The sequence below is a fragment of the Pseudoalteromonas sp. 120-MNA-CIBAN-0494 genome (genome assembly GCF_040308885.1).
Taxonomy (GTDB): domain Bacteria; phylum Pseudomonadota; class Gammaproteobacteria; order Enterobacterales; family Alteromonadaceae; genus Pseudoalteromonas; species Pseudoalteromonas nigrifaciens.
On the sequence record NZ_JBEOOE010000010.1, the window covers coordinates 73,747 to 100,558 of the forward strand.

Below are 26,812 nucleotides of genomic sequence, written 5' to 3' on the forward strand. Positions count from 1 at the left end.
GCTAAATTGGTAAATCGCAAAGTTTTGCGCCTGTAAATCTAAATAAATTGTGGTAGCATGTTTCTTTAGCAATAATAACAAATTCTCTTGATACCTAATAGTGGGTGTTTAAGAGCTGATACTGAAGGAATGTGATATCAATGACTGATCTCGCCCATGGCATTCTGCCAGTCAATATTGAAGACGAGTTAAAAAACTCCTACTTAGATTACGCAATGAGCGTAATTGTAGGACGTGCATTACCAGACGTGCGTGATGGCTTAAAACCTGTTCACCGCCGCGTTTTGTTTGCAATGAACGAGCTTAGTAATGATTGGAACAAGCCTTACAAAAAATCGGCACGTGTTGTCGGTGACGTAATCGGTAAATACCACCCACACGGCGATAGTGCTGTTTACGACACTATAGTACGTATGGCACAGCCATTCTCACTGCGTTATATGCTAGTAGATGGTCAAGGTAACTTCGGTTCGGTTGATGGTGATTCAGCAGCGGCAATGCGTTATACAGAAGTACGTATGGCAAAAATGTCGCATGAATTATTAGCCGATCTTGAAAAAGAAACGGTTGATTTCGTTCCTAACTACGACGGCACTGAGCAAATCCCTGACGTTTTACCAACCAGAGTTCCTAACTTATTAGTAAACGGTTCATCGGGTATTGCGGTAGGTATGGCAACAAACATTCCACCTCATAACTTAACTGAAGTGGTAAATGGCTGTTTAGCACTCATTCAAAACCCTGAATTATCTATTTTAGAGTTAATGGATTATATCCCGGGCCCAGATTTTCCAACTGCTGCAATTATCAACGGTAAAAAAGGCATAGAGCAAGCCTATTTAACTGGCCGTGGTAAAGTGTACATGCGTGCCCGCGCTGAAATAGAAGTAGATGAAAAAACGCATCGTGAAACTATCATTGTTCACGAAATACCTTATCAAGTTAACAAAGCGCGCCTAATTGAAAAAATTGCCGAGCTGGTTAAAGATAAAAAAATTGAAGGTATTAGTGCGCTACGTGATGAATCAGATAAAGACGGTATGCGTATCGTTATTGAGATTAAACGTGGTGACGTAGGCGAAGTTATTTTAAATAATTTATATGCGCAAACGCAGTTACAAACTGTGTTTGGTATGAATATGGTTGCGTTAATTAACAACCAGCCTAAGTGCTTTAATTTAAAAGAAATGCTTGAAGAGTTTATTATTCATCGCCGTGAAGTAGTAACTCGTCGTACTGTTTTTGATTTACGCAAAGCGCGTGACCGTGCACATATGCTAGAAGGTTTAGCAATTGCACTGGCAAACATCGACCCAATTATTGAGCTTATTCGTAATTCACCAACACCTGCTGAAGCAAAAGTTGCTTTAACAGCGCGTTCGTGGGAATTAGGTAACGTAAAAGCCATGCTTGATAAAGCAGGCGAAGACAACGTTGCCCGCCCAGATTGGTTAGCTGCTGAGTTAGGTATTCGCGATGGTCAATACTTTATTTCTGAGCAACAAGCTCAAGCAATCCTAGATTTACGCTTACATAAGCTAACGGGTTTAGAACACGAAAAGATTCTAACTGAATACCAATCGTTATTAGATTTAATTGCTGAGCTTTTACATATTTTGGCAACACCAGAGCGTTTAATGGAAGTTATTCGCGATGAGTTAGTTGAAATTAAAGCGCAATATGGTGATGAGCGTCGTACTGAAATAAATGCCGCAGCACACGATATCAGCCTTGAAGATTTAATTACCGAAGAAAACGTAGTAGTAACGCTTTCTCACGAAGGTTATGTTAAGTATCAGGCTCTGTCTGATTACGAAGCGCAGCGTCGTGGTGGTAAAGGTAAATCGGCAACGAAGATGAAAGATGAAGATTTCATTGAACGTTTATTAGTTGCTAATACGCACGATACTATATTGTGTTTCTCAACGGCTGGTCGTTTATATTGGCTTAAAGTGTATCAGTTACCACTTGCAAGTCGTGCAGCGCGCGGCAAACCAATTGTTAACTTATTACCACTTGAGGCAGATGAACGTATTACCGCTATATTACCAGTACGCGAGTATGCAGAAGATAAATACATCTTTATGGCAACCGCATTTGGTACAGTGAAGAAAACACCACTAACGGCATACAGTCGTCAACGTGCAAGCGGTATTATTGCGGTTAACCTAAATGAAGGCGATAGCCTAATTGGTGTTGATGTTACCGATGGCAGCAACGAAATTATGTTGTTTACCGATGCAGGTAAAGTAGTACGCTTTAAAGAAGCAGAAGAAACAACGGTTGTTGATGAAAACGGTAACCCAGTACTAGACGAAGAAGGTAACCCTGAGATTCGCTTCAAAGGTGTTCGTCCTATGGGCCGTACAGCTACAGGTGTTCGTGGTATTAAAATGCCTGAAGGACAACGCGTAGTATCGTTAATTGTGCCTAAAACAGATGGTGCTATTTTAACCGTGACTGAAAACGGCTACGGTAAACGTACTTTACTTGAAGACTACCCAGCGAAGAGTCGTGCGACTCAAGGTGTAGTGTCTATTAAAGTAAGTGAGCGTAATGGTGCGGTTGTAGGTGCTGTACAAGTTGACGATAACGATGAAATAATGATTATTTCAAATCGTGGTACCTTAGTACGAACTCGCGTTAATGAAGTTTCTACGGTTGGACGTAACACGCAAGGTGTTATTTTGATCAGAACTATTGACGAAGAGCAAGTAGTTGGTTTACAACGTATAGAAGAGATTGAAGTCACCGAAAGTGACTTAATTGATATCGAAGACGTCGAAACAGTTGATACGGTTATTGATGAAGTAGCGGATGATAATCCTCCTTCAGAATAATTGAGATTAAAAAAGCGGCCTTGGCCGCTTTTTTTAATGGTGTTGAATAAAATTAATATTAATAATACTGCGCAATAAAATAATTTTTACAATAGCAAAAAGACTCAATTGAAAGACGTTAATTTATATATATAGTTGTTCTCAGTAATTGTTTTATATTGCTCTGTTTGCTGCATTAATGCAGCCTTATAGGTAATGAAGGCTTTAATACTATGAGTGAGGCTACAGCCCACTTAATGATCACAGCTTTAATTTAATGTGTATAACTTGATTGAATGGTAATTGGGTGTTTAATTTTTTAATTACTGGAATGAGGAAAAGGTAATGAGTAAGTATAATTTTTGTGCGGGGCCGGCCATGTTACCGCCAGCAGTAATGAAAAAAGCACAACAAGAATTTATAGATTGGCAAGGTTTGGGTGTATCGGTGATGGAAATGAGTCACCGTAGTAAAGAGTTTTTAGCGCTCACTAAAAAATGTGAAGCGAGCCTGCGTCGTTTAATGAATATTAGCGATGAATTTGAAGTGCTGTTTATGCATGGTGGCGGTCGCGGTCAATTTAGTGCTGTGCCATTAAATTTACATCAGGAAAATAAATCAGCGGTTTACTGCGAAAACGGCGTATGGTCAAAAAGTGCAACGGATGAAGCAAATAAGTTTACCCAAACTACTGCTATCGATGTTCGTAACGATACCGATGGTCAATTTTCGATTAAAGCAGTGGCAGACTGGCAGTTGCCAGCAGATGCGTCGTACATTCACTATTGCCCTAACGAAACCGTTGATGGCTTAGAGATTTTTGATGTACCGAGTCATCCAACAGCGCCAATTATTGCAGATATGTCGTCAACTATTTTATCGCGTGAAATTGACGTTAATCAATTTGATTTAATTTACGCTGGCGCACAAAAAAATATAGGTCCTTCGGGCATTGCAATCGTTATCGTACGTAAAACATTACTAGCACGTGAAGGGCTTCCTAAACCAGGTATTTTAGATTATGCACTAGAGGCCAAGCAGGGCAGTATGTTTAATACGCCACCAACATTTGCATGGTATTTAGCGGCTGAAGTATTCCAATGGCTTGAGCAAAATGGTGGTGTAAAAGCCATGGAAGCACAAAATATTGCAAAAGCTGAACTACTTTATAATTTTATCGATAATTCTGATTTTTATTCTAATAAAGTAGCTAAGCATAGTCGCTCGCGTATGAACGTCCCTTTTTGGTTAAATGATGAAAGCTTAAACAGTAAGTTTGTTGCTCAATCAAACAAAGCGGGCTTGCTAGCACTCGAAGGCCATAGAATTGTAGGTGGAATGCGCGCCAGTATTTACAACGCAATGCCACTTGAGGGCGTGCAAGCGCTTGTTGATTTTATGGCTGCTTTTGCAAAGGAAAATAGCTAATGGAACAATTACGCTTAGAACCTATTTCGCGTGTTAATGGCAGCGTCACTCTGCCGGGTTCAAAAAGCTTATCAAACCGTATATTGTTATTAGCGGCATTAGCAAATGGCACTACTGTTGTTGAAAACTTACTTGATAGCGACGATATACGCCATATGTTGGGCGCGTTACAATTATTAGGTGTTAACGTTAGCTTAAACCAAGAGCGAACAGTTGCTACAGTACAAGGTGTTGGTGGGGTATTTAAAACCCCAAGAGAGCCTTTGTTTTTAGGTAATGCAGGCACAGCTTACCGTCCTTTAACCGCTGTACTTGCTGCGGTTGCAGGTGAGTACGAACTGATTGGCGAGCCACGCATGGAAGAGCGCCCAATAGGGCATTTAGTCGATGCGCTGCAAGCACTTGGCGGTGATATTACTTACAGCAAAAATAAAGATTACCCACCGCTTAAAATTATAGGTGGGCAAATTAACGGTGGTGAAGTTGCAATTGACGGCAGTATATCAAGTCAATTTTTAACTGCATTACTAATGGCTGCACCACTGTTTAATGGTGATACCAAAATAACGATTAAAGGCACTTTAGTATCTAAACCCTACATTGATATTACCCTTGATGTAATGGCACGCTTTGGAATAGAAGTTGAGCATAGTAATTATGCAACTTTTACCGTAAAAGGTGGTCAACAGTACCAGTCACTTGAACGTATTATGGTTGAAGGCGATGCGTCTTCTGCATCTTACTTTGTAGCTGCAGCTGCAATTGCCGGTGGCGAAATTGAAATTAAAGGTGTCGGTGCTAAATCGGTGCAAGGCGATATTGGCTTTGCTAAAGTAATGGAACAAGTGGGCGCTAAAATAGATTGGTATGATGAGCGTTTAGTTGTTCGTAAAGGCCAATTAAACGGTGTTGATATTGACGCAAATGCCATACCTGATGCAGCAATGACATTAGCCACTGTGGCTCTGTTCGCTAAAGGGCCAACGGCTATTCGTAATATTTATAATTGGCGCGTAAAAGAAACCGATCGACTACACGCTATGGCAACTGAGCTCAGAAAAGTGGGCGCAGAAGTTGTAGAAGGGCACGATTTTATAGAAATCACTCCCCCGAAACACTTTAACGATGTGGCAATTGATACTTACGATGACCATCGCATTGCCATGTGTTTTGCTATGGTTGCCGTAGGTGGAAAGCCAATCACGATTAATGATCCTAAGTGTACTTATAAAACATTTCCGACATTTTTCAATGTATTAGCATCAGTTAGTGAGTAGGTTTTTGATGTTAATTAATAAAAAGTTACACACTAATAGCGATCTATTTAAATAACTGACGTATAATATTGCGGTTTACTTAGGTGTGCATTGTAGGAGGTTTAAATGCAGGCGTTATTAATGCCCGTGATCACCGTAGATGGCCCAAGTGGTTCAGGTAAAGGAACTGTTTGTCGCTTGTTAGCCGAAAAGTTGGGATGGGATGTACTTGATAGTGGCGCAATTTACCGCGTTTTATCTCTAGCGGCACTTCACCATCAAATCGCATTAGATAACGAAGATGCATTAGTTCCCTTAGCTGCTAACTTAGATGTGCAGTTTTTGGTAGATAGTCAAACTAATGCAGCAAAGGTTGTTTTAGAAGGTGAGGATGTAACCACCACAATCCGTAACGAAGAAGTAGGGGCTGCAGCATCAAAAGTAGCAGCACTACCTCGCGTACGCGAAGCGTTATTACGTCGCCAACGCGCATTTAGAACTGAACGAGGTCTAATTGCTGATGGTCGTGATATGGGTACTGTGGTTTTTAAAGATGCACCGCTAAAAATATTTTTAACCGCCAGTGCACAAGAACGCGCCAAACGACGTTTTGTTGAGTTGAATGCTCGCGGTCTTAATGTTACACTGAGTGGTCTATTAAAAGACATTCAAGAGCGTGATGATCGCGATATGAATCGTGCCGTTGCGCCACTTGTGCCTGCAGAGGATGCTATTGAGCTTGATACTAGCGAGCTTAATGCACAGCAAGTATATGATAAGGTATTAACTTTATTGGATACGGCTATCTCTGAAGGTCGGCTTCCTAAACGAAGCTAAACACATTTTATGCACCAGCAGGATGCCAGTGCTATTTTAACAACCCCATGCAGCATGGTTGCTTATTGGTATAATATATAGAGACGTATATTCGTATGTCAGAAAATTTTGCGCAGTTATTTGAAGAAAGCTTAAAGGGTTTTGAAGCAGAGCAAGGCTCTATCGTTAAAGGTACAGTAATCTCAATCGAGAACAACATTGTACTTGTAGATGCTGGTCTTAAATCAGAAAGTGCTATCCCTGCTGAGCAGTTCAAAAATGCTGCTGGTGAACTTGAAGTTGCTGTTGGCGACGAAGTAGATGTTGCACTAGATGCAATTGAAGACGGTTTCGGTGAAACTATCCTTTCTCGTGAGAAAGCGAAGCGTCACGAAGCGTGGATCCGTCTTGAGAAAGCATGTGAAGAGCAAGAAACTGTTACTGGTGTTATCAACGGTAAAGTTAAAGGCGGTTTCACAGTTGAAGTTGATTCAATCCGTGCTTTCCTACCTGGTTCACTTGTTGATGTTCGTCCAGTACGTGACACAACTCACCTTGAAGGCAAAGAGCTTGAATTTAAAGTAATCAAGCTTGATCAAAAACGTAACAACGTTGTTGTTTCACGTCGTGCAGTTATCGAATCTGAAAACTCACAAGAACGTGAAGAGCTTCTTGCTAACCTTGTTGAAGGCCAAGAAGTTAAAGGTATCGTTAAGAACCTTACTGACTACGGTGCATTCGTTGACCTTGGTGGTGTTGATGGTCTACTACACATTACTGATATGGCGTGGAAGCGTGTTAAGCACCCTTCAGAAATCGTTAATGTTGGCGACGAAATCGCAGTTAAAGTTCTTAAATTCGACAAAGATAAAACTCGTGTATCTCTAGGCCTTAAACAGCTTGGCGAAGATCCATGGGCAGCTATCGCTGGTCGTTACCCAGAAGGTTCTAAACTTTCTGGTCGTGTTACTAACCTTACAGATTACGGCTGTTTCGTGGAAATCGAAGAAGGCGTTGAAGGTTTAGTTCACGTTTCTGAAATGGATTGGACTAACAAGAACATCCATCCTTCAAAAGTTGTTAGCCTTGGCGACAGCGTTGAAGTTATGGTTCTTGAAATCGACGAAGAACGTCGTCGTATTTCTCTTGGTCTTAAGCAATGTATTGCTAATCCTTGGCAGGAATTTGCTCGTCTACAAAACAAAGGCGACCAAGTTACTGGTAAGATCAAATCAATCACTGACTTCGGTATCTTTATCGGTCTTGACGGTGGTATTGATGGTCTTGTACACCTTTCAGACATTTCTTGGAATACACCTGGCGAAGACGCTGTACGTGAATTCAAGAAAGGCGACGAAATCACTGCTATCGTATTGCAAGTTGACCCAGAGCGCGAACGTATCTCTCTAGGTGTTAAGCAAATCGAAGCTGACCCATTCAATAACTACCTTGATGCAAACAAAAAAGGTGCTATTGTTAAAGGTAAAGTGACTGAAGTTGATGCTAAAGGCGCAACTATTGAACTTATCGAAGGCGTTGAAGGTTACATCCGTGTAGCTGATATCGCTCAAGAGCGCGTTGAAGATGCAACTACTGTTGTTTCTGTAGGCGACGAAATTGAAGTTAAATATGTTGGTGTTGATCGCAAGAACCGCACTTTAAGCTTATCTGTTAAAGCTCTTTTCGAAGCTGAAGAGAAAGAAGTAATAGAAAAGCTTAAGAAAGACGAGCCAGTGTTTGAAAACGCAATGGCTGCTGCTTTCGCAAATGCACAAAAAGACTAATTAATCAGTCTTTAATTGGAAGGGCAGTTTATGCCCTTCCATTATTTCTTTTAAGGAAATGCTATGACTAAGTCAGAACTGATAGAAACACTTGCACAGCAACACGCACACGTTCCAGTGAAAGATGTTGAAAATGCAGTAAAAGAAATTCTTGAACAAATGGCCGGCTCATTATCTTCTTCAGATCGTATTGAGATCAGAGGTTTTGGTAGTTTTTCTTTGCATTATCGCGCTCCACGTACCGGTCGTAACCCTAAGACTGGCGAAACAGTAGAGCTAGATGGTAAACATGTACCACATTTTAAACCAGGTAAAGAATTACGTGATCGTGTAAACGAGAGCATTGCCTAGTTAACTTATTGGAGTAGGGTACTTGTTTAAGGTATTAAAAATTATTCTGGTTGCACTTTGCTTGATCAGTGCATTTGTATTGGGTTCTCAAAATCCACAATTAGTACAAATAAACTATATTATAGCCAGCAATACATTGCCTTTAGCCGTTATAATAAGTATTTGCTTTTTATTAGGTGTTGTAATTGGTTGTTTTGTAAGCTTTAAATTGTTTTCACAACTTAAGTGGCAAAATTATCGTTTAAAAAAACAGTTAGCACCTGAACAAAATAAAAAAAAGCCTGCTGCTGATAAAGACTCATAATTATGATTGAGCTGTTATTTTTACTACTTCCTGTGGCTGCCGGTTACGGCTGGATAATGGGAAAAAACAGTGCTAAAAATCAAGCTCATCAATTTAATCGGCAGATCACCTCTGAATATAGTAAAGGCTTAAAGTTTTTACTCGACAGGGAAGAAGATCAAGGCCTTGAACATTTAATTAATTTACTAGAAGTTGCAGCTGACTCGGTTGAACATTATTCAACGCTTGCAACTATGTTTCGCCGCAGAGGCGAGCTAGACCGCGCAATAAAAATTCACGAACTCCTTTTAAAACATCCAAGCCTTAATGAGCAACAAGCTGCTGCTAGTCGTTTAGAATTAGCAGAAGATTATGTTATGGCTGGGCTATTAGATAGTGCCGAAGAGCATTTAGTTTGGCTTGTTAAAATGGACCACAGTGAAGCATTAGATCCTATTATCACTCTATATTCGCAAACCCGAGAGTGGCAAAAAGGGATTAATATGTTTGAAGCGCATAGTGAATTATTTTCAAAAGAACAACACTTTAAAGCCATAGCTAACTTTTACTGTGAGCTGGCGTTAAGTGATAATAACCCCTCATTAATGCGCAAAGCCATTAGTTTGAATCATAAAGCGATACGTCCTTTATATGAACTTGGTTTGTCTGCATATACTAAAGAAGACTACGTAAAGGCAATTTACTATTGGCGCGAATTAATTTGCCAATTTACATTTTTTGCTCCTTTATTTGTCGATAAATTAGCACATTGTTATAAGCATCTAAATTTAACTCATCAATTTCATCAGCTGATCAGTGAGTTACTCGACAAAGGTGGAGTGCTAATAAAAATACAACATTGCCAAGCTTTATTAGAGCAAGGTAATACAGAGCAAGCTTTTGAGTTTTTAACTGATAGCTTAAAGCGCCAACCAACCATACGCGGGTTTAGTTTTTTATTACAACTAATGGGCGCTCAAGATAAAAATACTAAAGAGGTGCTCGACCAAATAGATAAACTGGTCACTTCTTATATTGCCACAAAACCAGACTTTCAATGTCAGCATTGTGGCTTTACTAGTTATACAATTTATTGGAATTGTCCTTCTTGTAAGCATTGGGAAACTACTGTACCAAGCAAGGGCTTAGACGGATTTTAATCTTTTAGTTTTCAAATAACACTTTCGCTATAAAGTAGGATAGTTATGCCTTTCGAAAAATCAAAAAAAATTCTTATTGCACTCGATTACGATGATCAGCAAGCCGCTTTAGACTTTGTAAAACAGCTATCACCCGATTCATGTCGCCTTAAAGTAGGCAAAGAAATGTTTACTTACTTTGGCCCTGCATTTGTAAAAGAGTTAATTGATTTAGGTTTTGATGTATTTTTAGATTTAAAATTTCATGATATTCCTAACACAGTGGCAAAAGCAGTGACTGCGGCGGCAAAAATGGGTGTATGGATGGTTAATGTGCATGCAAGTGGTGGTTTTGAGATGATGAGCAAAGCTAAACAAGCACTAGCTCCATTTGGCGATAAAGCCCCATTATTAATTGCTGTTACCGTGCTAACGAGTATGGATGAGACAGAGTTAAAGCGTTTAGGCGTAGAAAAAACACCACAAGAGCAAGTTATTTATTTAGCGAAGCTGGCAAAAGAAGCAGGACTTGATGGTGTTGTTTGCTCTGCTCAAGAAGCACAACAATTAAAAGCAGAGTTAGGCGCAGGCTTTAAGCTAGTAACGCCTGGTATTCGCCCAGTAGGGAGTGATGCTGGCGATCAGAAACGCATTATGACTCCTAAACAAGCTATAGATGCAGGCAGCGATTACTTGGTGATCGGACGTCCAATTACTCAAGCAGACAATCCTGTTGCTGTTTTGGAAGATGTTAATAAATCTATAGAGTAATTTAACAAAAGTTCAGACTTTATTGCCAGAACCCTTGCGAGATGTTTGTTTTATGTTACATTAATAAAATCAAAATGCAGTAAGGGTTTTATTTTGAGACTAATGTTAGGTTCTATAGTGATTATTGTTGCTGGATTTTCAGTAAACAAATATGTTTTTTCTAGTAAAGTGTATGATGGAGTAACGACAGTTACGGATATTGTTGCTATATATCCCGTAAATATATTCGATTTTAAACAAACATTGCAAAATTACGCTTATCACCTTTGTTATAAAAATGAGGATAGGTTAAGTCAACAGCATGTAACTTCACACTAATGTGTAGATAGCCATGATAGCCTTAAACGAGAATGTGAAGATAAAGTATTTCGTTTAGCGCCATTAAATTTGCAAAATAAAGAAGAAGTGCTCAATTACGCTAAGCAATATACACAATGTACTTTGCCGTATAAATATATTATTGGGTAGTGAAAGGTTAGTTATAAGCGCTAAGTGCAGCACTTAGGCTACACTCAACGCATAATAATAAATTGTTATTTTAAGCGAATGGATTTCGCTTCAATTTCTATTAATCCTAGTTTAAATAATCCACCAATTGCCTTTTTATAATTAGCTTTACTGGTCGAAAATATTTTCTTAATTGTTTCAGGATCAGACTTATCACCTAAAGCAATAACGCCACCTTCCTCTTTTAGCTTTTCCATTATAATATCGCCAAGATTACTAACTTTAGCCATACCTGGTTTTTCTAATACAACGTCAATTTTGCCATCTTCACGCACTTTTTGAATAAAGCCTTTTAGTTTTTGACCTACAAATAAGCTTTTAAATACCATATTGTAAAAAATAACACCAAAGTGAGATTCTTCAATAAGGACTTTGTAACCAATGTCAGTTTTACCCGCTATGATCAAATCGACTTCTTGTAAATGGGTGTATTGCGGCTCATCTTTAGATAAAAAACGATTAAAGTTATTTGATGCACAAATACGCTTACTGGCATTGTCTAGGTACAAACGCACTAAATACGAATGACCTTCTTGCATACGCGGTTTTTGCTCATTAAACGGCGCTAGTACATCTTTTTCTAAGCCCCAATCTAAAAAGGCACCAATACTATTAATTTCTTTAACACGCAGTAGGGCATATTCACCTACTTGTGCATGAGGCTTTTTAATTGTTGCTGTAGGTAAATTAGCATTATCTAAAAATATAAATACGCTAATGCTATCTCCAGCTTCAAGCTCATGTTTTATTTCTTGTTTTGGTAAAAATACTTCGCCTAAATCGTGGCCGTCTAGGTAAGCACCTTCGTTACTAACTTCTTTTACAAATAAGGTTTGTGTGGTTCCAAGGTAACTCATAATTATTCCTGTTCAGGCTTTTTTCTGCGGCGCATAGGAGTATCGCCATCAATATTAATAGGGGCTTTAATGGGAGCTGATGGTTTTTTAGGCTTAGCTTTGCGTTTAAACACTGGCTTTTTAGCTGCTACTGTTTTTTCTGTGGCTAAAACTGCAACTGGTTTCTTTTCTTTAATCCCTTTAAATTTAGCTTTTAAACCATCAACGCTATCAAACTTTAATTCATCATTTAAGAATGCTTTAATTGCTAAATAACTTGGCCAATCTTTAGGGCCTACTAACGACAGTGCGCTGCCTTTAAAACCAGCTCGACCTGTTCGCCCAATTCGGTGAACATATTCTTCAGCGTGTTTAGGTAAATCAAAATTTATAACATGGGTAACACTGAGTAAATCTAAGCCACGTGACGCAACATCTGTGGTTATTAATATTTTGAAGTTTTCGCGGCTAAATGCATCCATAATATCGAGACGCTTATTTTGTGCTAAATCACCTGCTAATGGCTGTGCTTTAAAACCTTTAGCGCAAAGCGCTTCGCTCAAACGGCTGGTATCTGCACGGGTAGCTGTAAATATAATACATTGGCCAACATCGTCTTGATTCAAAAAGTGCTCAAGTAAGGCTTCTTTATGATCAAGATGATCAGCAAGATATAAGCTTTGTTTAATATCTGAGTGTTGCTCGTTTGCAGCGCTGAGCATTATTTGCTTAGGCTTTTTTAATAAGTTGCGTGATAGTGCATCTACTTGTGCATGATCTAGTGTAGCCGAAAACAATAATGTTTGGCGCAGGCGATGATCGGCCAAGTCATTAATCATTTTAAGTTGTTCGGTAAAGCCTAAATCTAGGATACGGTCTGCTTCATCAAAAATAAGCAGCTCAAGACCGCTCAATTGTAACGTACGCTTTGTAAGGTGATCGGCTAGACGACCTGGTGTTGCAACTACAAACTGCGGATCGTTTCTAAGCGCTTTAATTTGGTCATTAAAATTTTCGCCGCCGAGTATTTTTACGGCTTTAATGTTTGTACCTGCGATTAATAAACGCAGTTGTGTAAATACTTGCGTAGCAAGCTCACGTGTTGGAGCAACAATAAGTACCCGAGGATCGCGTTTACTGAGTGCTTTTTGTTTCATTACTCGTTGAACAGCGGGTAATAAAAACGCCAAGGTTTTGCCTGACCCTGTTTTAGACTGGGCGAAAATGTCATGCCCTGCAAGTGCTGTAGGCACTGCATGTGCTTGAATGTCGGTAGGCTGGGTGATCCCTTGATGTGCTAGTTGTGTTTCAAGGCGATTATCAATCCCAAGATCAGTAAAGTGCAAGGTGTGTTTCTCCAAAATGAGCAAGTTATATCTTAATTCTATCGGCGCATTATAGCCCACAGAGGCGTATGGCTAACAGTAAAATGCAAATTATAAGGCTAATTTTTGCATTTAATCACAAAAAGCGTAAAATACGCGCCCAAGATGCGCCGGATTTACGATTCGGTATATATTAAAAAGCAAAATAGGAATAAATATGACGGCTGTTCATAAAGACAATTTAACCAGCGAGCACTTTATAGTGTGTGCACTGTATAAATTTGTAGCATTACCTGAGTTTGAAGCGCTTAGAAAACCATTACTAGATGTAATGGAGGCAAATGAAGTTCGCGGTACTTTACTAATCGCCTCTGAGGGTATTAATGGTACGGTTTCAGCTAAACGTGCTGGCATAGATAATCTTCTTAAATGGCTTGAACAACAGCCAAGCCTTAATAACATTGTTACTAAAGAATCTTACGATGACGAATGCCCATTTTACCGCACCAAAGTAAAACTAAAAAAAGAAATTGTGACTATGGGGGTTGAGGGCATCGATCCGCTAAAAGTAGTGGGTAGTTATGTTAAGCCAAATGAATGGAACGCATTAATTTCAGACCCAGAAGTGATACTTATAGATACCCGCAACGATTACGAAATTGAAATAGGCACCTTTCAAAACGCAGTTGATCCTAACACCAAAACATTCCGTGAATTTCCGCAGTGGGCTAAAGAAAACCTTGATCCAAGCAAGCATAAAAAAGTAGCTATGTTTTGTACTGGCGGTATCCGCTGTGAAAAATCAACAGCGTATATGAAAGAGCAAGGCTTTGATGAAGTGTACCATCTTGAAGGCGGTATTTTAAAATACCTTGAAGAAGTACCAAAAGATGAAACCATGTGGGAAGGCGAATGTTTTGTATTTGATAATCGTGTAGCGGTTAATCACGACTTACAAAAAGGCTCGTATGACCAATGTCATGCGTGTCGTATGCCAATCACCGAAGACGAAAAGTTAAAAGCTGAATATATGGAAGGCGTGTCGTGTCACCATTGTATTGATAATGTAAGCGATGAGCAGAGAGAACGTTTTGCTGAGCGACAAAAGCAAATAGAGCTTGCACAAGCGCGTGGCGAAGGCCACATTGGTAATGAAGCACAAGCTATTTTACAGCAACGTAAAGAGGCTAAAAACGCTAAAAAACAAGCCCAACGTAGTAAATAATATTTTATTAAATTAATTTAAAAAGAGTCATTATTGACTCTTTTTTTGTATCCACTATATGTTTTAACCTAAGATTGGTAATGTTAGTCTTTAGGTAATACCAATTGCATTAAATTAGTATAAAACACATCATAATATCGCTATGTAGGAAGCAACTATGCAAGCCGAACAAATAGAAATAGCGCAGTTTTTAGCACAGCATCCCCCTTTTAACGATTTACCCATTAAAGCGCTTAACGAGCTGGCGCAACAAGTTGAAGTTGCATACTTTAGAGCGCAAACAGAGATTTTACAGTTAGGCCAAGATATTGCCGACTTGTACGTTATAAGAAGCGGCTCGGTAGAAATGTATCGCCGTAATGGCGAGCTTTATAATCGTTTAGCCGTGGGTGGAATATTTGGCCAAATGGGCCTATTGATGAACCGCAAAGTGCGTTTTCCGGCCACTGCACTAGAAGACACATTGGTTTACTGCATTAATGTTGAACTGTTTAATCGTTATTGCGATGAGTTTGATGCATTTGCTGATTACTTTGAAACCGATGGCAATGTACGTTTGCACCAAGCTATTGTTGAGCAAGCCGACAGTAACGATTTAACGACAGCAAAAGTAAAGTCGCTTATTCATCGTGATGTAGTGACGGTATTAACCACTTCTACGGTGCAAGATGTTGCTAAATTAATGAGCGAAGAAGCGGTTTCATCAGTACTGGTTACAGATATAAATAAGCCCGTTAACGACGACCCGGAAGAGGATGATGGCCAAGTAGTTGGCATAATTACCGACCGAGATTTACGTAATAAAGTGGTTGCGCCAGGGCTGTCGTTTGATACTCAAGCACAGCATATTATGTCTACTAACTTAGTGATTTTAGATGCTAATGCCTACGTTTTCGAAGCTGTATTAGCTATGTTAAGAGACAGCCTGCATCATTTGCCGGTAGTGCAAAAACGCAGGCCGATTGGGGTAATATCACTGTCTGATATTTTACGTTACGAGTCGCAAAGTAGCTTGTTATTAGTGCGTGGTATTTTGGCCCAGCAATCAGTGGAAGACTTAACCCATTATGCCCGCCAGTTACCTAATGTATTTGTGCGTATGGTTAACGAAGATGCAAACTCTCATATGGTTGGTACAGCCATGGCAGTGATTGGCCGTACTTTTAAGCAAAGGTTATTAATATTAGCTGAAGAAAAGTATGGGCCAGCTCCCGTGCCTTATTGTTTTATTGCTTTAGGCTCCATGGCGCGCGATGAGCAACTTATAGTAACGGATCAAGATAATGCGCTTATTTTAGATGACAGTTACAACGATGAGTTACATAACGAGTACTTTCAAAACATTGCTGATTTTGTTTGTGATGGTTTAGCACAATGCGGCTACACCTATTGTGATGGCGAAATTATGGCGTCATTTAAAAAGTGGCGTAAAACTCGCTCTCAATGGTTTGAGCAATTTGCAGATTGGATAGCAAAACCAAAACCACAAACGTTATTACACAGCTCTATATTTTTTGATTTGGACGGCGTTTGGGGTAAAACAAAATGGGCCGATGAGCTCAAAGTCTTTGTTGCTAAACAAAGTAAAGCAAATAGGGTGTTTTTGGCAAATATGGCTGCTAATGCGCGTAATCGAACGCCGCCTCTTGGGTTCTTCAAAGGTTTTGTTTTAGAGCATAACGGCCAGCATAAGCACTCAATGAACTTAAAACGCCGTGGAACCGCACCACTTTCGGATGTTATACGGGTGCATGCATTAGCGATTGGTTCACGCAAACAAAACTCGTTTGACCGCCTTGAGGATATAATTGCCGCAAAAAGTTTACCCGAGGGTAAAGCACAAGATTTACGAGATGCGCTGGAGTATATAGCTATGATGCGAATTCGTCATCAAGCATTACAAATAGAGCAAGGTGAAGAGCCCGATAATAATTTAGATCCGCATCAACTTTCACCGTTTGAGCAGCGTAATTTAAAAGAGGCATTTGCGATTCTTGAAAAAGCGCAAAACTATCTAAAATTTAGCTTTATTTCAAATACAAATGTGAAGTGATTTTTCTATGAGCAAGCAAAAGCAAGCAATAGTTGACTGGTCGCTTAGGTATCAGCACTTAGCAAATAGCAGTGAAAATGCCTTGTTACAGCAGTTTTATGCATCGGCTTTTAATCAGCCTGCTGCAGCAATAGCTGATGTGCCATTTGTAGCGATGGATTTTGAAACCACCGGCTTAGATAGCGAAGCAGATGACATAGTGAGTGTGGGTTTAGTGCCTTTTAACTTACAGCGAATATACTGCAAGCACAGCCGCCATTGGGTAGTACAACCGCGCAGAAACTTACATGAAGAATCAATAATCATTCATGGTATTACGCACTCAGAGGTTGATGATGCACCAGACTTTAATCGTATTATTGAGCCTTTGCTTGCCGCGCTAAGCGGTAAAGTAGTAGTGGTACATTATGCAGCAATTGAGCGGCCATTTTTAAATAATGCGTTGTTACTTAGGCTGCACGAAGGCATAGAGTTTGCGTTAGTTGACACTATGGATATTGAAAAAAGAGCATTAACAGCACGCCAGGGTTTAATAGGGCGGTTATTTAACTCTAAAATAGGCTCGTTGCGATTAAATGATTGTCGTAAGCGCTACTCACTTCCTGCGTATAATAACCATAATGCCCTAACCGATGCATTGGCCACAGCTGAGTTGTTACAAGCGCAGCTGAGTCATCATTATCGCTTAGATACGCCGATAGATGATTTGTGGATATAAACTTTATTTTATAGCTATAAAAAACGCCGCATAATTTGCGGCGTTTTTATTAGTACTTTTTATAATTACCAGTAAGGGTAATAAGTACGGTTACTTTTTAGTACGAGGCTCAGTACGTAAGCCCAACAGTAAGCTTAAACACATAAACAACAATACAATAGTAAAAGGTAACCCGGCAGATATAGCGCCAGCTTGCAGCGCTTGTATAGCTTCAGTTCCACCTATCCAAAGTAGTGCGGCAGCTACCGCACCTTGGGTTACAGCCCAAAAGATACGTTGTGGTACAGGTGCATCAATTTTGCCACCAGCCGTGATCGAATCAATTACCAATGAACCAGAATCCGATGACGTAATAAAAAACACCAATACTAAAATAATCGCTACAAACGATAAAATGTTAGACAAAGGTAATGCATCAAACATTTGGAACATAGCAAGTGGTACTTCAGTAAGGCCGTTAGTACCTAGCTCACCTACATTATTAACCACCTGATCAATAGCAATACCGCCGTATATAGACATCCATAAAATAGTAACAGCAGTAGGCACTAGTAATACCGCAATTAAAAATTCACGTATAGTACGACCACGAGAAACACGCGCAATAAACATACCTACAAACGGTGACCAGGAAATCCACCACGCCCAGTACGATACAGTCCAGCCATGCATCCAGGTTTCATCTTCACGACCATGAGGATTACTTAAGGGAATAATATTTTCTACATAGCCCATTATGGTAGTAGGAACATTACCTATAGCAACAGCAAAGCCAACTAAAAATACAAACACAAGTAAAACCAAGGCAATTAACATATTGGCATTACTAAGTACTTTTACTCCGCCATCAATCCCTCTAACTACCGAAATAATAGCTAAAAGTGAAACCCCAATAATAACTAAAATTTGTGAACCAACACCACCAGAGGTACCAAATACATGATCTATACCTGCAGAGGCTTGTTGTGCTCCTAGCCCTAGTGAAGTTGCAAGACCAAAGAGTGTTGCAAGCACAGCTAAAATGTCGATAAGGTGGCCAGGCCATCCCCACGCTCTATCACCTAAAATAGGATAAAAAATAGAACGGATAGACAGTGGTAAGCCTTTGTTATAAGTAAAGAACGCAAGTGAAAGTGCGACAACTGCATAAATAGCCCACGGATGTAGACCCCAATGGAACATAGTTGCGCCCATTGCTAGTTTTGCTGCCTCTGGTGTATTAGGAGCTACATTTAAAGGTGTTTCAAACCAGCCAGTATAATATGCAAGCGGTTCTGCAACACCCCAAAACATTAAGCCAATACCCATACCTGCAGCAAATAACATAGCTAACCATGAAAGGCGAGAGTGAGTAGGTACTGCATCATCTCCCCCTAAACGTATTTTACCGTAAGGCGATACAATAAGTGCTAAACAAAAAATAACGAAAAAGTTAGCAGCCCACATAAATAAGGCGTCAAAGTTATTAATAATATCTGTTTTTATACTATCAAGTGCAGACTTAGCTGTTTGTGGATCGGTAACTAAAATAGCGATCAAAAAGATGACAATCAGACCAGCACTTATGCCGAAAACAGAGTTATGTATATCTAACCCCCATTTTTGTACGTTGTCTTGACCTACGGTATAGTCCGTACTATCAATACTATATTTGTCATGCTCTTCGCTCATGCAATACCTCATTTGTTGTTCTAACCCTGGATGTTACCCAGTGTCGTAATTAATTATATTAGTCTTGTAATTATATTAGTTTAAACACAAATAATTAGAAGACTAACTAATCTGATTTTTGATCATTAACTTTACTAGTGTATGAGTTAAATACTAAATGTAAATGATTTTGTATTTAGACTGCTGATATTATAGTCAAAATGATGATATTTGTTGCTTTTAAGTATAAAAAACAAACACTCTCTAACTTGTTAAATTAGTTTACTATTTACTAATACATATACGAGAACACTTATAAATCAGCGCATATTATCCGAAATCAGAATTATAAAAATACATAGGTAAATAATTACTGTCACGGAGTATGTAAATACTAATAAGCTGCTAATTAAAGGTGCCTAATATAAACGCCCCTTTAATCTAGGAATACTTAGTATATGATTTAACATTAGGTTATATTTTAACAGTAAAGTAGTTAAAGGAGTAAATTGCGACTATGACTAATGATATTAAACATTTAGTTGGAAAAAATGAGCTTAGTGAGCATTTTAAATCGGTACGTAAATATAGCCTAGCACTCATTAGTGCGTTAAGTGCAGAAGACTGTCAATTACAAGCAATGGCCGACGTAAGCCCAAGTAAATGGCATCTTGCGCATACCAGTTGGTTTTTTGAAACATTTTTACTCTGCATTCATAGCCGTAATTACAAAGTATTTAATCCTGAGTTTAAAATATTATTTAATTCTTACTACAACGGAATTGGTGAGCAATTTAAGCGGGGCAACAGAGGCAGCCTATCGAGGCCGAGTCTTGATGACGTAATAGCATACAGACGATATATTGATGAAGCTGTTATAAGCGTGTTAAATACTGCAATAACCCCAGAAATAGAGCAAATAATTACTCTTGGCCTAAATCACGAGCAACAACACCAAGAGCTAATGTTGATGGATATTAAGTATAACTTTTCTATTAACCCAATATTTCCTGCGTACCAACCACTAAAGCCAACTCAAGTACCAAACCAGCAATCCAGTGCCGCTATAAAATTTATAAACTTTGACCAAGCAATTATAAACATAGGGAGCAATGCTGAAAACCAATTTGCCTACGATAACGAACAACCTAAGCACTCTGTGCTGGTTCATCCATTTAGCTTTGCTAATAGATTAGTGACTAATGCAGAGTATTTAGGCTTTATTAATAGCTCAGGCTATAGCAACCCGCAACATTGGCTAAGTGACGGCTGGGCACATATACAGGCTAATAATTTAACACAGCCATTGTATTGGCATTATATAAACGGGGAGTGGTTTGAGTTTACCCATTACGGATTATTACCCCTTAACTTAGCCGCGCCGGTTTGTCATGTTAGTTATTATGAGGCCAGCGCTTATGCAAGTTTTGTTAATGCACGCCTGCCCACAGAGTTTGAATGGGAATATGCAGCCCAGCAACACGCACCAAGTAACACAGCGCACACGTCACTTTTATTACCAAATATGGCCGATAGTAGCGCTGCTATTGTGCAGCTTACAGATAGCTGCTGGCAATGGACAAACAGTGCTTATTTACCTTACCCAGGTTTTAAGCCAATTGCAGGCGTGGCAGGAGAGTACAATGGTAAGTTTATGAGCAATCAAATGGTATTACGTGGCGGTTGTGTGTTAACTCCTGCTAATCATTTACGTACAACCTACAGAAACTTTTATTATCCCCATCAAGCCTGGATGTGTAGTGGTATAAGACTCGCTAAGGATAAAACATGAGCCAAATGACAACAATAAAGCAGTGCAGTATAAATACCTCTATAAGCAACTGTGAGTTTTTAACAGATGTAATAAGTGGCTTAACCCAGCAACAAAAATCACTCCCCTGTAAATATTTTTATGACGACAAGGGGGCTGCATTATTTGAGCAAATAACAAGGCTGCAAGAGTATTACGTAACCCGTACTGAGCTGGCTATTTTAGAAAGGTACTCAAAAGAGATTGCACAAATCCTACCTGAAAGCTTATCAATAATAGAACCCGGTTGTGGTTCAGGCAAAAAAATTGCCCACTTATTAGCTCATATGAGCAAAGTAAAAACGTTTGTACCGTTCGAAATATCTACAGAAATGCTTAACTATTCATTAGCGCATTTATCGCCATTATTCCCTGAACTGGTTATTGCTCCGTTATTAGGCGACTTTACCGATAGCGCAATGGTTAAACAGCTTATTAAAGAAACCGCCCTCGATAGCCAAACTAATTTAGTGTATTTCCCGGGCTCCACCTTAGGTAATTTTAACACGCTTAAAGCCATTGAAATAATGAGAAACTTTCAGCATTTATGTGGTGTAAATGGCTATGTTTTAATCGGGATTGACTTGGTAAAACAGCGCCAAGTACTGTTAGATGCATACGACGATAAACTCGGTGTAACCGCTGCATTTAATAAAAACTTATTACAACGAATCAATGACGAACTAAATGGATCATTTAATTTAGCCAATTTTAACCATGAATCACGTTATAACGAGCAGCATAACCGCATAGAAATGCACTTAGTGAGCCTTTGCGAGCAAACAGTGATAATTAATAACCAACAAATTAATTTTAAACAAGGTGAAAGTATTCATACCGAAAATTCTCATAAGTACACCCTAGAATCGTTTAAACAGCTTGCGGCACAAGCTAATTTAAGTTTAGAGCAAACATGGCAAGACGATAATAATTACTTTGCCTTATGCCTATTAAGGCCGCTATAAATTATTAGTAAATAACAACTTGGCCGTTGTTAAGTTCATAGTTTAACAACGCGCCATTAGGCGATTGCTGTATAAGCGTAACCTTATTTAAACCGTATAGTCTAAATAATAAGGGTGCAATAACCGATACTGCTGAACCCGTTGCGGTATCTTCGTTTACACCAAACTGCGGGGCAAAGTATCTAAAATGTGCAATGGCATTTTGTGCTTGAGTATTTTGTACTGTTAGCGCAATAACCGCATTTTTATGCAGGTGACTTAGGGCTTTAAAATCAACTTGTAAGCGTGTTAAATCGTCTTGTGCATTGAACAATAACAAGGTGTAACCGTTTTTATTGGCACTGCTGTACGCGGCTTTTATTGATAATGAAAATACTCGCTGTAATTTACAGTAGCAGGGGGACTTTATCGACTCAATACTTGCTAATACCAACTGAGCTTGTTGCCTGTTAATTTTTATTTTAAAACGCTCATTACAGCTTGTAATAAATACCTGTGGGCAATAAGAAAAATAATGAAGTAAAAAGTTAGCTGCAGCCAAAGTGCCATGCCCACAGCGCTTAATTTCACTTGTTTGGTTAAACCAGCGAATTTTACAATAAGGTTGAGTTATCTCATTTTGATTTAAAAATACAGTCGCAGGATGATTCGATTTTGACGCAATATCTTGCATTAATTTAGAGGTTAAGCCCTTTTTATAAATAACAATTAAAGCACTTGAACCGGCTAAGTTAGCTGTGTGGTTATAAAAAACAGCTTGGGACGATGCGAGTGTTATAAAGCGCCACACAAGCCATGCTGGCTTGTGTGGCGCTAAGCAAATTCGCTTAGCTTTTGCTAGCATACGCATCGTTATGAATAAGCGCGGCACGTCCAGAAGGGTCAGCATTATTTTGAAACGACGCATCCCATGCCAGCGCTTCGGGCGTAGAGCACGCTACCGATTTGCCATAAGGCACACATTTAGCAGCGGCATCACCAGGAAAGTGAGATTCAAAAATAGCGCGGTAATAATATGCTTCTTTAGAATCGGGGGTATTTATAGGGTATTTAAACTTTGCATTGGCAAGCTCTTGATCGCTCACTTGCTCGTTTACAAACACTTTTAAGGTATCAATCCAGTTATAACCTACACCGTCTGAAAACTGCTCCTTTTGACGCCATAATACTTCCTCTGGTAAATAATCTGCAAAGCCTTCGCGTAAAATATGCTTTTCTATTTTTCCCTCTGTACACATTTTAGCTTGTGGGTTAATACGCATTGCCACATCCACAAACTCTTTATCTAAAAATGGTACGCGTGCTTCAACTCCCCATGCTGCCATCGACTTATTGGCACGTAGGCAATCAAACATATGCAGTTTAGATACTTTACGGTTAAGCTCTTCATGAAACTCTTGTGCATTCGGCGCTTTATGAAAATACAAATAGCCACCAAACAGTTCATCTGCCCCTTCGCCCGATAGCACCATTTTAATACCCATGGCTTTAATTTGTCGGGCCATTAAATACATAGGAGTAGAGGCACGAATAGTGGTTACATCGTATGTTTCTATGTGATAAATCACTTCGCGCAGGGCATCTATACCTTGCTCAATAGTAAATATAATAGGGTGATGAATAGTGCCTATCATATCGGCTACTTTTTTAGCCGCGGCTAAATCAGGTGAGCCCTCAAGGCCAACAGAAAAAGAATGCAATTTAGGCCACCATGCATCGCTTTCGTCGTTATCTTCAATTCGTTTTGCCGCAAAACGCTGGGTTATAGCCGATATAAGCGACGAATCTAAGCCACCAGAGAGTAATACGCCATAAGGCACGTCGCACATAAGCTGGCGTTTAACGGCAGCCTCTAGTGCGCTTTTAACATCTTCGGCCTTTGCGCTGTTATTTTTAACGGCGTCAAAGCTTTGCCAATCGCGTTTGTAATACGCTTTAAGCTCGCCATCTTTACTGCTTAGGTAATGCCCAGGCGGAAATTCTTCAATGTGCTTACAAATTGGTGAAAGGGCTTTTAGCTCTGAAGCCACGTAAAAGTTACCGTGTTCATCGTGACCGGTGTAAAGCGGAATAATACCAATATGATCGCGGCCAATAAGGTAACTGTCATTTTCTTCATCGTATAAACAAAATGCAAAAATGCCATTTAAATCATCTAAAAAGTCGGCACCTTTTTGTTTGTAAAGCGCTAAAATAACTTCGCAGTCAGATTCTGTTTGAAAGGTAAAATCGGTGGTTAAATTTGCCGCTAATTCTTTATGATTATAAATTTCACCGTTTACCGCTAAAATATGTGTTTTTTCTGGATTATATAAAGGCTGTGCACCGCTAGAAACCCCTACAATAGCTAAGCGTTCATGTACTAAAATTGCTTTTTTCGATGCATAAACACCCGACCAATCAGGGCCGCGGTGCCTTAATAACTTCGACATTTCGATGGCTTGCGTACGCAACTGTACGGGATCAGATTTTATATCTAACACCCCAAAAATTGAACACATAGACTACCCCTCATTCTTGTTTTTATGTGTATTGCAGAGCAAAAAAACTCTGCGACTCACCTTTGTTTTAGCAGAATTAATAACGTAAGTCACACCGCATTTACAAAATAATAAGAATAATTTATGCACCAACATAGCTCGTATTGCACCAAAATGATTAATGTGTGGTGCCGGCTGCTATTTTTACATCGCGCTCATTGCTCAAAGCTTCAGCTATCATTACTTTTAGCGCATTTATTACCACTTCTTCACTCATGCTTGGTGCGCCATTATGGTGCACTGCTTGGCTTGGTAAATAAGGAATATGAATAAAGCCGCCTTTCATTTTTGTATAGTTTTCGTTTATATAATGCAGCAAACCATACATCACATGGTTACACACATAAGTACCGGCAGTATTAGAAATGGCCGCAGGAATATCACTTTCATGTAAGGCGCTTAGCATACGTTTTATTGGTAAATTGCTAAAATAAGCATCGGGGCCATTTTTTGCAATTGGGGTATCAATAGGTTGCTTACCGGCATTATCTTTAATGCGAGCGTCATCTATATTAATCGCAATACGCTCTATAGATATTTCGCTACGTCCACCAGCTTGGCCAACACATAAAACTATCGCCGGGTTATGGGCCTCTATCGCTTGGTGTAATTGTGCAATAGAAGTATTAAACTCACACGATAACTCAATAGCACATACTCTATGTTTCATTATTATATGGTCGTCGAGCTTTTGCACTGCTTGCCAAGAGGGGTTAATGGTTTCGCCATCAAAAGGAGTAAAACCGGTAATTAATACGCACGCCATAGGGTAAGTTGATTTAGTCATTGAACACCACGCTATACATTAAAACAATATTAACGGCGAGTAAGGTTACTGCCGAAGGAGTTTGTACTTTTATTACACTATGCTTCTATTTATATTTAAATCGAGCATAACCGTCCTATTTTTTATTATTGCTATTATTGAGTGCTAAACTGAGCTGATATAAATGAGCATTTTGTTTATGTTGGGCTCTGCGTGCTTGCTCTAGGGTTACATATTCAAATTCTATATTATCGGCTGCTCTAAACTGTGCAAATTGATGTAAGTCAGCACTGATCACTGTACCTAGTAGCGGATAGCCGCCGGTAGTTTGGCCATCATTAAGTAATACTATGGGCTCTCCGTTGGGGGGCAATTGTATGCTCCCTGGGTTCACAGCCACAGAAGGTAATGAATGTGTGTGCATCAGATTATCTGTATTATTTACTAACCTTACGCCCATTCTATTACTGTTAGGGCTGGCTTTAAATTTACCCGAAGTAAAGCTATGCAAAAGTGTTTTACCTAATAACTTTGCGTGTGGGCTAGGGTGCAAGCGGATAATTTTACGTTGCGGCGGAGCAAGAGCCCCCATTTTTATAAAAGGGCCATTAAAAGGCTTAATTGGGATGCAGTCACCACTGCTGAGTGCTTTGCCATCGAGCCCACCAAAGCATGCATTTAAATCAGTTGCTCGAGAGCCCATTATTAGCGGGCACTGCACGCCACCTTTTACTGCAATATATGCCCTCAAACCGGCTCGTCCTGTAGCAAAGCTTAATACTTGTTTATTTTTAATAGCGTATGTCCAACCAGGGTAAATAGGTTGATCATCAAGCTTTGCTTGCAAATCTGCGCCTTGAATGGCAATGACAGTATCGCAGTTAAATTCAAGCTCACATAAGCCCACAGTTACTTCAAGCACCGCATCGTTGTCGTTATTACCAAGGAGTCGATTAGCTATTAATTGTGCACAGGGGTCTAAGCTGCCAGCTTTACTTACTCCTAAATGACGATAGCCAATTCGGCCAAAATCTTGAATAGTGAGTTGTACGCCTGGTTTTAGTACTTTTATCATGCGCCTGCTCCCTGATTTTTTAGCGCTACAAACTCAAGGGTATCGCCTGGTTGCATTAAGCAAGGTTGCGAACGAGTGCTGTTAAATAATGTGGTATTGGTATGGCCAATAATATGCCAGCCACCGGGAGTGTCGCTAGGGTAAATACCGGTTTGGGCAGCGCCAATAGCCACCGCACCTTTAGGTACTTTAATGCGAGGCTCAGCGCGCCTTGGGGTATGTAGGCGTGTATCTAAACCATGTAAATAGGCAAATCCGGGCTGAAAGCCTAAAAACAAAACGTGATACTGAGCTTTGCTATGTATACTAATTACCTCTTCAATACTTAAATTATGAAAGCGGGCTACATAAGCAAGATCTTCACCCTCGTATAGGGTCTCTATTAAATGGTGTTTACCAGTAAAAGTACTGCTTTTAAGCTCATCCCATAATAATGGTAATGCCTCTAGCCATTTAGTTAAGCCCGCCGATGACTTTAAATACAAAGTGAGGGAGTTCATTCCTGCAACTAAGTCGGTAAACTCTGCGGTGTTTTTACAGTGCGCAGCTAAAGCCCAAATCTTTTTTTGTATAGTTAATACATTGTTTGCGTCTAAATGTGCTGCATCTATCAATAAGCTATTGTTACTAAGTGCATAAATTATAGGAGCCGAACTCATAAAACAAACCTGTTAATACAACATGTTTCAAAGCTA

Annotated in this window: 22 protein-coding genes and 1 pseudogene; 15 read left to right on the forward strand and 8 right to left on the reverse strand. The window is 39.5% G+C overall.

Features of this window, described 5'->3' with window-relative positions:
• Positions 1-140: 140 nt before the first annotated feature.
• From gyrA to AAEY55_RS08780, 10 genes and pseudogenes are all read left to right on the forward strand, one after another.
• Positions 141-2,840, forward strand: coding sequence for a DNA topoisomerase (ATP-hydrolyzing) subunit A (gene gyrA / locus AAEY55_RS08735; RefSeq protein WP_011328101.1), 2,700 nt, complete (start codon positions 141-143; stop codon positions 2,838-2,840).
• A 324-nt stretch (positions 2,841-3,164) separates the two neighbouring features.
• Positions 3,165-4,247 (forward strand): 3-phosphoserine/phosphohydroxythreonine transaminase, encoded by a 1,083-nt coding sequence (serC, locus tag AAEY55_RS08740; protein WP_350550873.1) that lies wholly within the window; start codon positions 3,165-3,167, stop codon positions 4,245-4,247.
• Complete coding sequence (aroA, locus tag AAEY55_RS08745; protein ID WP_011328103.1) at positions 4,247-5,524, forward strand: 3-phosphoshikimate 1-carboxyvinyltransferase; 1,278 nt, start codon at positions 4,247-4,249, stop codon at positions 5,522-5,524. Before serC ends, aroA begins: the two co-directional genes overlap by 1 nt.
• 105 nt (positions 5,525-5,629) lie before the next feature.
• On the forward strand, positions 5,630-6,340 hold the full coding sequence (gene cmk, locus AAEY55_RS08750) for a (d)CMP kinase (RefSeq protein ID WP_011328104.1): 711 nt from the start codon (positions 5,630-5,632) through the stop codon (positions 6,338-6,340).
• A gap of 95 nt (positions 6,341-6,435) precedes the next feature.
• Positions 6,436-8,103 carry a 30S ribosomal protein S1 gene (gene rpsA / locus AAEY55_RS08755; protein WP_011328105.1) on the forward strand — a complete coding sequence of 556 codons (1,668 nt, stop codon included), beginning with the start codon at positions 6,436-6,438 and terminating at the stop codon, positions 8,101-8,103.
• Between the two features lie 63 nt (positions 8,104-8,166).
• Entirely contained in the window at positions 8,167-8,454 is a 288-nt protein-coding gene (ihfB, locus tag AAEY55_RS08760) for an integration host factor subunit beta (protein ID WP_011328106.1), read from the forward strand.
• Between the two features lie 22 nt (positions 8,455-8,476).
• Positions 8,477-8,758, forward strand: a complete 282-nt coding sequence (locus AAEY55_RS08765) for a lipopolysaccharide assembly protein LapA domain-containing protein (protein WP_011328107.1) — start codon at positions 8,477-8,479, stop codon at positions 8,756-8,758.
• Between the two features lie 2 nt (positions 8,759-8,760).
• Positions 8,761-9,897 (forward strand): lipopolysaccharide assembly protein LapB, encoded by a 1,137-nt coding sequence (gene lapB, locus AAEY55_RS08770; protein WP_086996072.1) that lies wholly within the window; start codon positions 8,761-8,763, stop codon positions 9,895-9,897.
• A gap of 45 nt (positions 9,898-9,942) precedes the next feature.
• On the forward strand, positions 9,943-10,647 hold the full coding sequence (gene pyrF, locus AAEY55_RS08775; RefSeq protein WP_197182035.1) for an orotidine-5'-phosphate decarboxylase: 705 nt from the start codon (positions 9,943-9,945) through the stop codon (positions 10,645-10,647).
• Positions 10,648-10,740: 93 nt separating this feature from the next.
• Positions 10,741-11,115: pseudogene (locus AAEY55_RS08780) on the forward strand (hypothetical protein).
• A 65-nt stretch (positions 11,116-11,180) separates the two neighbouring features.
• Here the strand turns inward: AAEY55_RS08780 and AAEY55_RS08785 are convergent.
• Positions 11,181-12,011, reverse strand: coding sequence for a S1 RNA-binding domain-containing protein (locus AAEY55_RS08785; protein ID WP_086996083.1), 831 nt, complete (start codon positions 12,009-12,011; stop codon positions 11,181-11,183).
• Positions 12,012-12,013: 2 nt separating this feature from the next.
• Complete coding sequence (locus AAEY55_RS08790; RefSeq protein ID WP_011328112.1) at positions 12,014-13,336, reverse strand: DEAD/DEAH box helicase; 1,323 nt, start codon at positions 13,334-13,336, stop codon at positions 12,014-12,016.
• 196 nt (positions 13,337-13,532) lie between these two features.
• Here AAEY55_RS08790 and AAEY55_RS08795 point away from each other — a divergent pair, with 196 nt between their 5' ends.
• The 3 genes from AAEY55_RS08795 (at position 13,533) to AAEY55_RS08805 (ending at position 17,311) form a co-directional block, all read left to right on the forward strand.
• Positions 13,533-14,540 carry a rhodanese-related sulfurtransferase gene (locus AAEY55_RS08795; RefSeq protein WP_011328113.1) on the forward strand — a complete coding sequence of 336 codons (1,008 nt, stop codon included), beginning with the start codon at positions 13,533-13,535 and terminating at the stop codon, positions 14,538-14,540.
• A gap of 157 nt (positions 14,541-14,697) precedes the next feature.
• On the forward strand, positions 14,698-16,593 hold the full coding sequence (locus AAEY55_RS08800; protein ID WP_011328114.1) for a putative nucleotidyltransferase substrate binding domain-containing protein: 1,896 nt from the start codon (positions 14,698-14,700) through the stop codon (positions 16,591-16,593).
• 7 nt (positions 16,594-16,600) lie between these two features.
• Positions 16,601-17,311 (forward strand): 3'-5' exonuclease, encoded by a 711-nt coding sequence (locus AAEY55_RS08805; protein ID WP_350550878.1) that lies wholly within the window; start codon positions 16,601-16,603, stop codon positions 17,309-17,311.
• A 90-nt stretch (positions 17,312-17,401) separates the two neighbouring features.
• On the opposite strand, the gene AAEY55_RS08810 is transcribed toward AAEY55_RS08805, so the two are convergent.
• Positions 17,402-18,982: a BCCT family transporter gene (locus AAEY55_RS08810; RefSeq protein ID WP_011328116.1), complete on the reverse strand. Its 1,581-nt coding sequence runs from the start codon at positions 18,980-18,982 to the stop codon at positions 17,402-17,404.
• A 496-nt stretch (positions 18,983-19,478) separates the two neighbouring features.
• Between AAEY55_RS08810 and egtB the strand changes: the two genes are divergently transcribed.
• The gene (gene egtB / locus AAEY55_RS08815; RefSeq protein ID WP_350550881.1) at positions 19,479-20,753 is read left to right on the forward strand and encodes an ergothioneine biosynthesis protein EgtB; all 1,275 of its coding nucleotides are present in this window, start codon (positions 19,479-19,481) and stop codon (positions 20,751-20,753) included.
• Positions 20,750-21,736: an L-histidine N(alpha)-methyltransferase gene (gene egtD, locus AAEY55_RS08820; RefSeq protein WP_086996097.1), complete on the forward strand. Its 987-nt coding sequence runs from the start codon at positions 20,750-20,752 to the stop codon at positions 21,734-21,736. The genes egtB and egtD overlap by 4 nt, the downstream gene beginning before the upstream one ends.
• A gap of 4 nt (positions 21,737-21,740) precedes the next feature.
• Here egtD and AAEY55_RS08825 read toward each other — a convergent pair whose 3' ends face one another.
• The 5 genes from AAEY55_RS08825 to pxpB form a co-directional block, all read right to left on the reverse strand.
• On the reverse strand, positions 21,741-22,580 hold the full coding sequence (locus tag AAEY55_RS08825) for a PhzF family phenazine biosynthesis protein (protein WP_350550885.1): 840 nt from the start codon (positions 22,578-22,580) through the stop codon (positions 21,741-21,743).
• Entirely contained in the window at positions 22,564-24,237 is a 1,674-nt protein-coding gene (gene asnB, locus AAEY55_RS08830) for an asparagine synthase B (protein WP_086996100.1), read from the reverse strand. Before asnB ends, AAEY55_RS08825 begins: the two co-directional genes overlap by 17 nt.
• Before the next feature lie 157 nt (positions 24,238-24,394).
• Positions 24,395-25,063, reverse strand: a complete 669-nt coding sequence (pcp, locus tag AAEY55_RS08835) for a pyroglutamyl-peptidase I (protein ID WP_011328121.1) — start codon at positions 25,061-25,063, stop codon at positions 24,395-24,397.
• A gap of 115 nt (positions 25,064-25,178) precedes the next feature.
• The gene (locus tag AAEY55_RS08840; protein ID WP_350550888.1) at positions 25,179-26,117 is read right to left on the reverse strand and encodes a biotin-dependent carboxyltransferase family protein; all 939 of its coding nucleotides are present in this window, start codon (positions 26,115-26,117) and stop codon (positions 25,179-25,181) included.
• Positions 26,114-26,776, reverse strand: coding sequence for a 5-oxoprolinase subunit PxpB (gene pxpB / locus AAEY55_RS08845; RefSeq protein ID WP_350550891.1), 663 nt, complete (start codon positions 26,774-26,776; stop codon positions 26,114-26,116). The genes AAEY55_RS08840 and pxpB overlap by 4 nt, the downstream gene beginning before the upstream one ends.
• Between the last annotated feature and the right edge of the window lie 36 nt (positions 26,777-26,812).

Coding starts and splice junctions, on each gene's coding strand:
- ihfB (WP_011328106.1), top strand. CDS start 8,167: ATGACTAAGTCAGAACTGATAGAAACACTTGCACAGCAACACGCACAC.
- cmk (WP_011328104.1), top strand. CDS start 5,630: ATGCAGGCGTTATTAATGCCCGTGATCACCGTAGATGGCCCAAGTGGT.
- AAEY55_RS08825 (WP_350550885.1), bottom strand. CDS start 22,580: ATGCTAGCAAAAGCTAAGCGAATTTGCTTAGCGCCACACAAGCCAGCA.
- egtD (WP_086996097.1), top strand. CDS start 20,750: ATGAGCCAAATGACAACAATAAAGCAGTGCAGTATAAATACCTCTATA.
- AAEY55_RS08785 (WP_086996083.1), bottom strand. CDS start 12,011: ATGAGTTACCTTGGAACCACACAAACCTTATTTGTAAAAGAAGTTAGT.
- rpsA (WP_011328105.1), top strand. CDS start 6,436: ATGTCAGAAAATTTTGCGCAGTTATTTGAAGAAAGCTTAAAGGGTTTT.
- pyrF (WP_197182035.1), top strand. CDS start 9,943: ATGCCTTTCGAAAAATCAAAAAAAATTCTTATTGCACTCGATTACGAT.
- AAEY55_RS08810 (WP_011328116.1), bottom strand. CDS start 18,982: ATGAGCGAAGAGCATGACAAATATAGTATTGATAGTACGGACTATACC.
- AAEY55_RS08795 (WP_011328113.1), top strand. CDS start 13,533: ATGACGGCTGTTCATAAAGACAATTTAACCAGCGAGCACTTTATAGTG.
- asnB (WP_086996100.1), bottom strand. CDS start 24,237: ATGTGTTCAATTTTTGGGGTGTTAGATATAAAATCTGATCCCGTACAG.
- egtB (WP_350550881.1), top strand. CDS start 19,479: ATGACTAATGATATTAAACATTTAGTTGGAAAAAATGAGCTTAGTGAG.
- AAEY55_RS08840 (WP_350550888.1), bottom strand. CDS start 26,117: ATGATAAAAGTACTAAAACCAGGCGTACAACTCACTATTCAAGATTTT.
- AAEY55_RS08800 (WP_011328114.1), top strand. CDS start 14,698: ATGCAAGCCGAACAAATAGAAATAGCGCAGTTTTTAGCACAGCATCCC.
- aroA (WP_011328103.1), top strand. CDS start 4,247: ATGGAACAATTACGCTTAGAACCTATTTCGCGTGTTAATGGCAGCGTC.
- serC (WP_350550873.1), top strand. CDS start 3,165: ATGAGTAAGTATAATTTTTGTGCGGGGCCGGCCATGTTACCGCCAGCA.
- gyrA (WP_011328101.1), top strand. CDS start 141: ATGACTGATCTCGCCCATGGCATTCTGCCAGTCAATATTGAAGACGAG.
- pcp (WP_011328121.1), bottom strand. CDS start 25,063: ATGACTAAATCAACTTACCCTATGGCGTGCGTATTAATTACCGGTTTT.
- lapB (WP_086996072.1), top strand. CDS start 8,761: ATGATTGAGCTGTTATTTTTACTACTTCCTGTGGCTGCCGGTTACGGC.
- pxpB (WP_350550891.1), bottom strand. CDS start 26,776: ATGAGTTCGGCTCCTATAATTTATGCACTTAGTAACAATAGCTTATTG.
- AAEY55_RS08805 (WP_350550878.1), top strand. CDS start 16,601: ATGAGCAAGCAAAAGCAAGCAATAGTTGACTGGTCGCTTAGGTATCAG.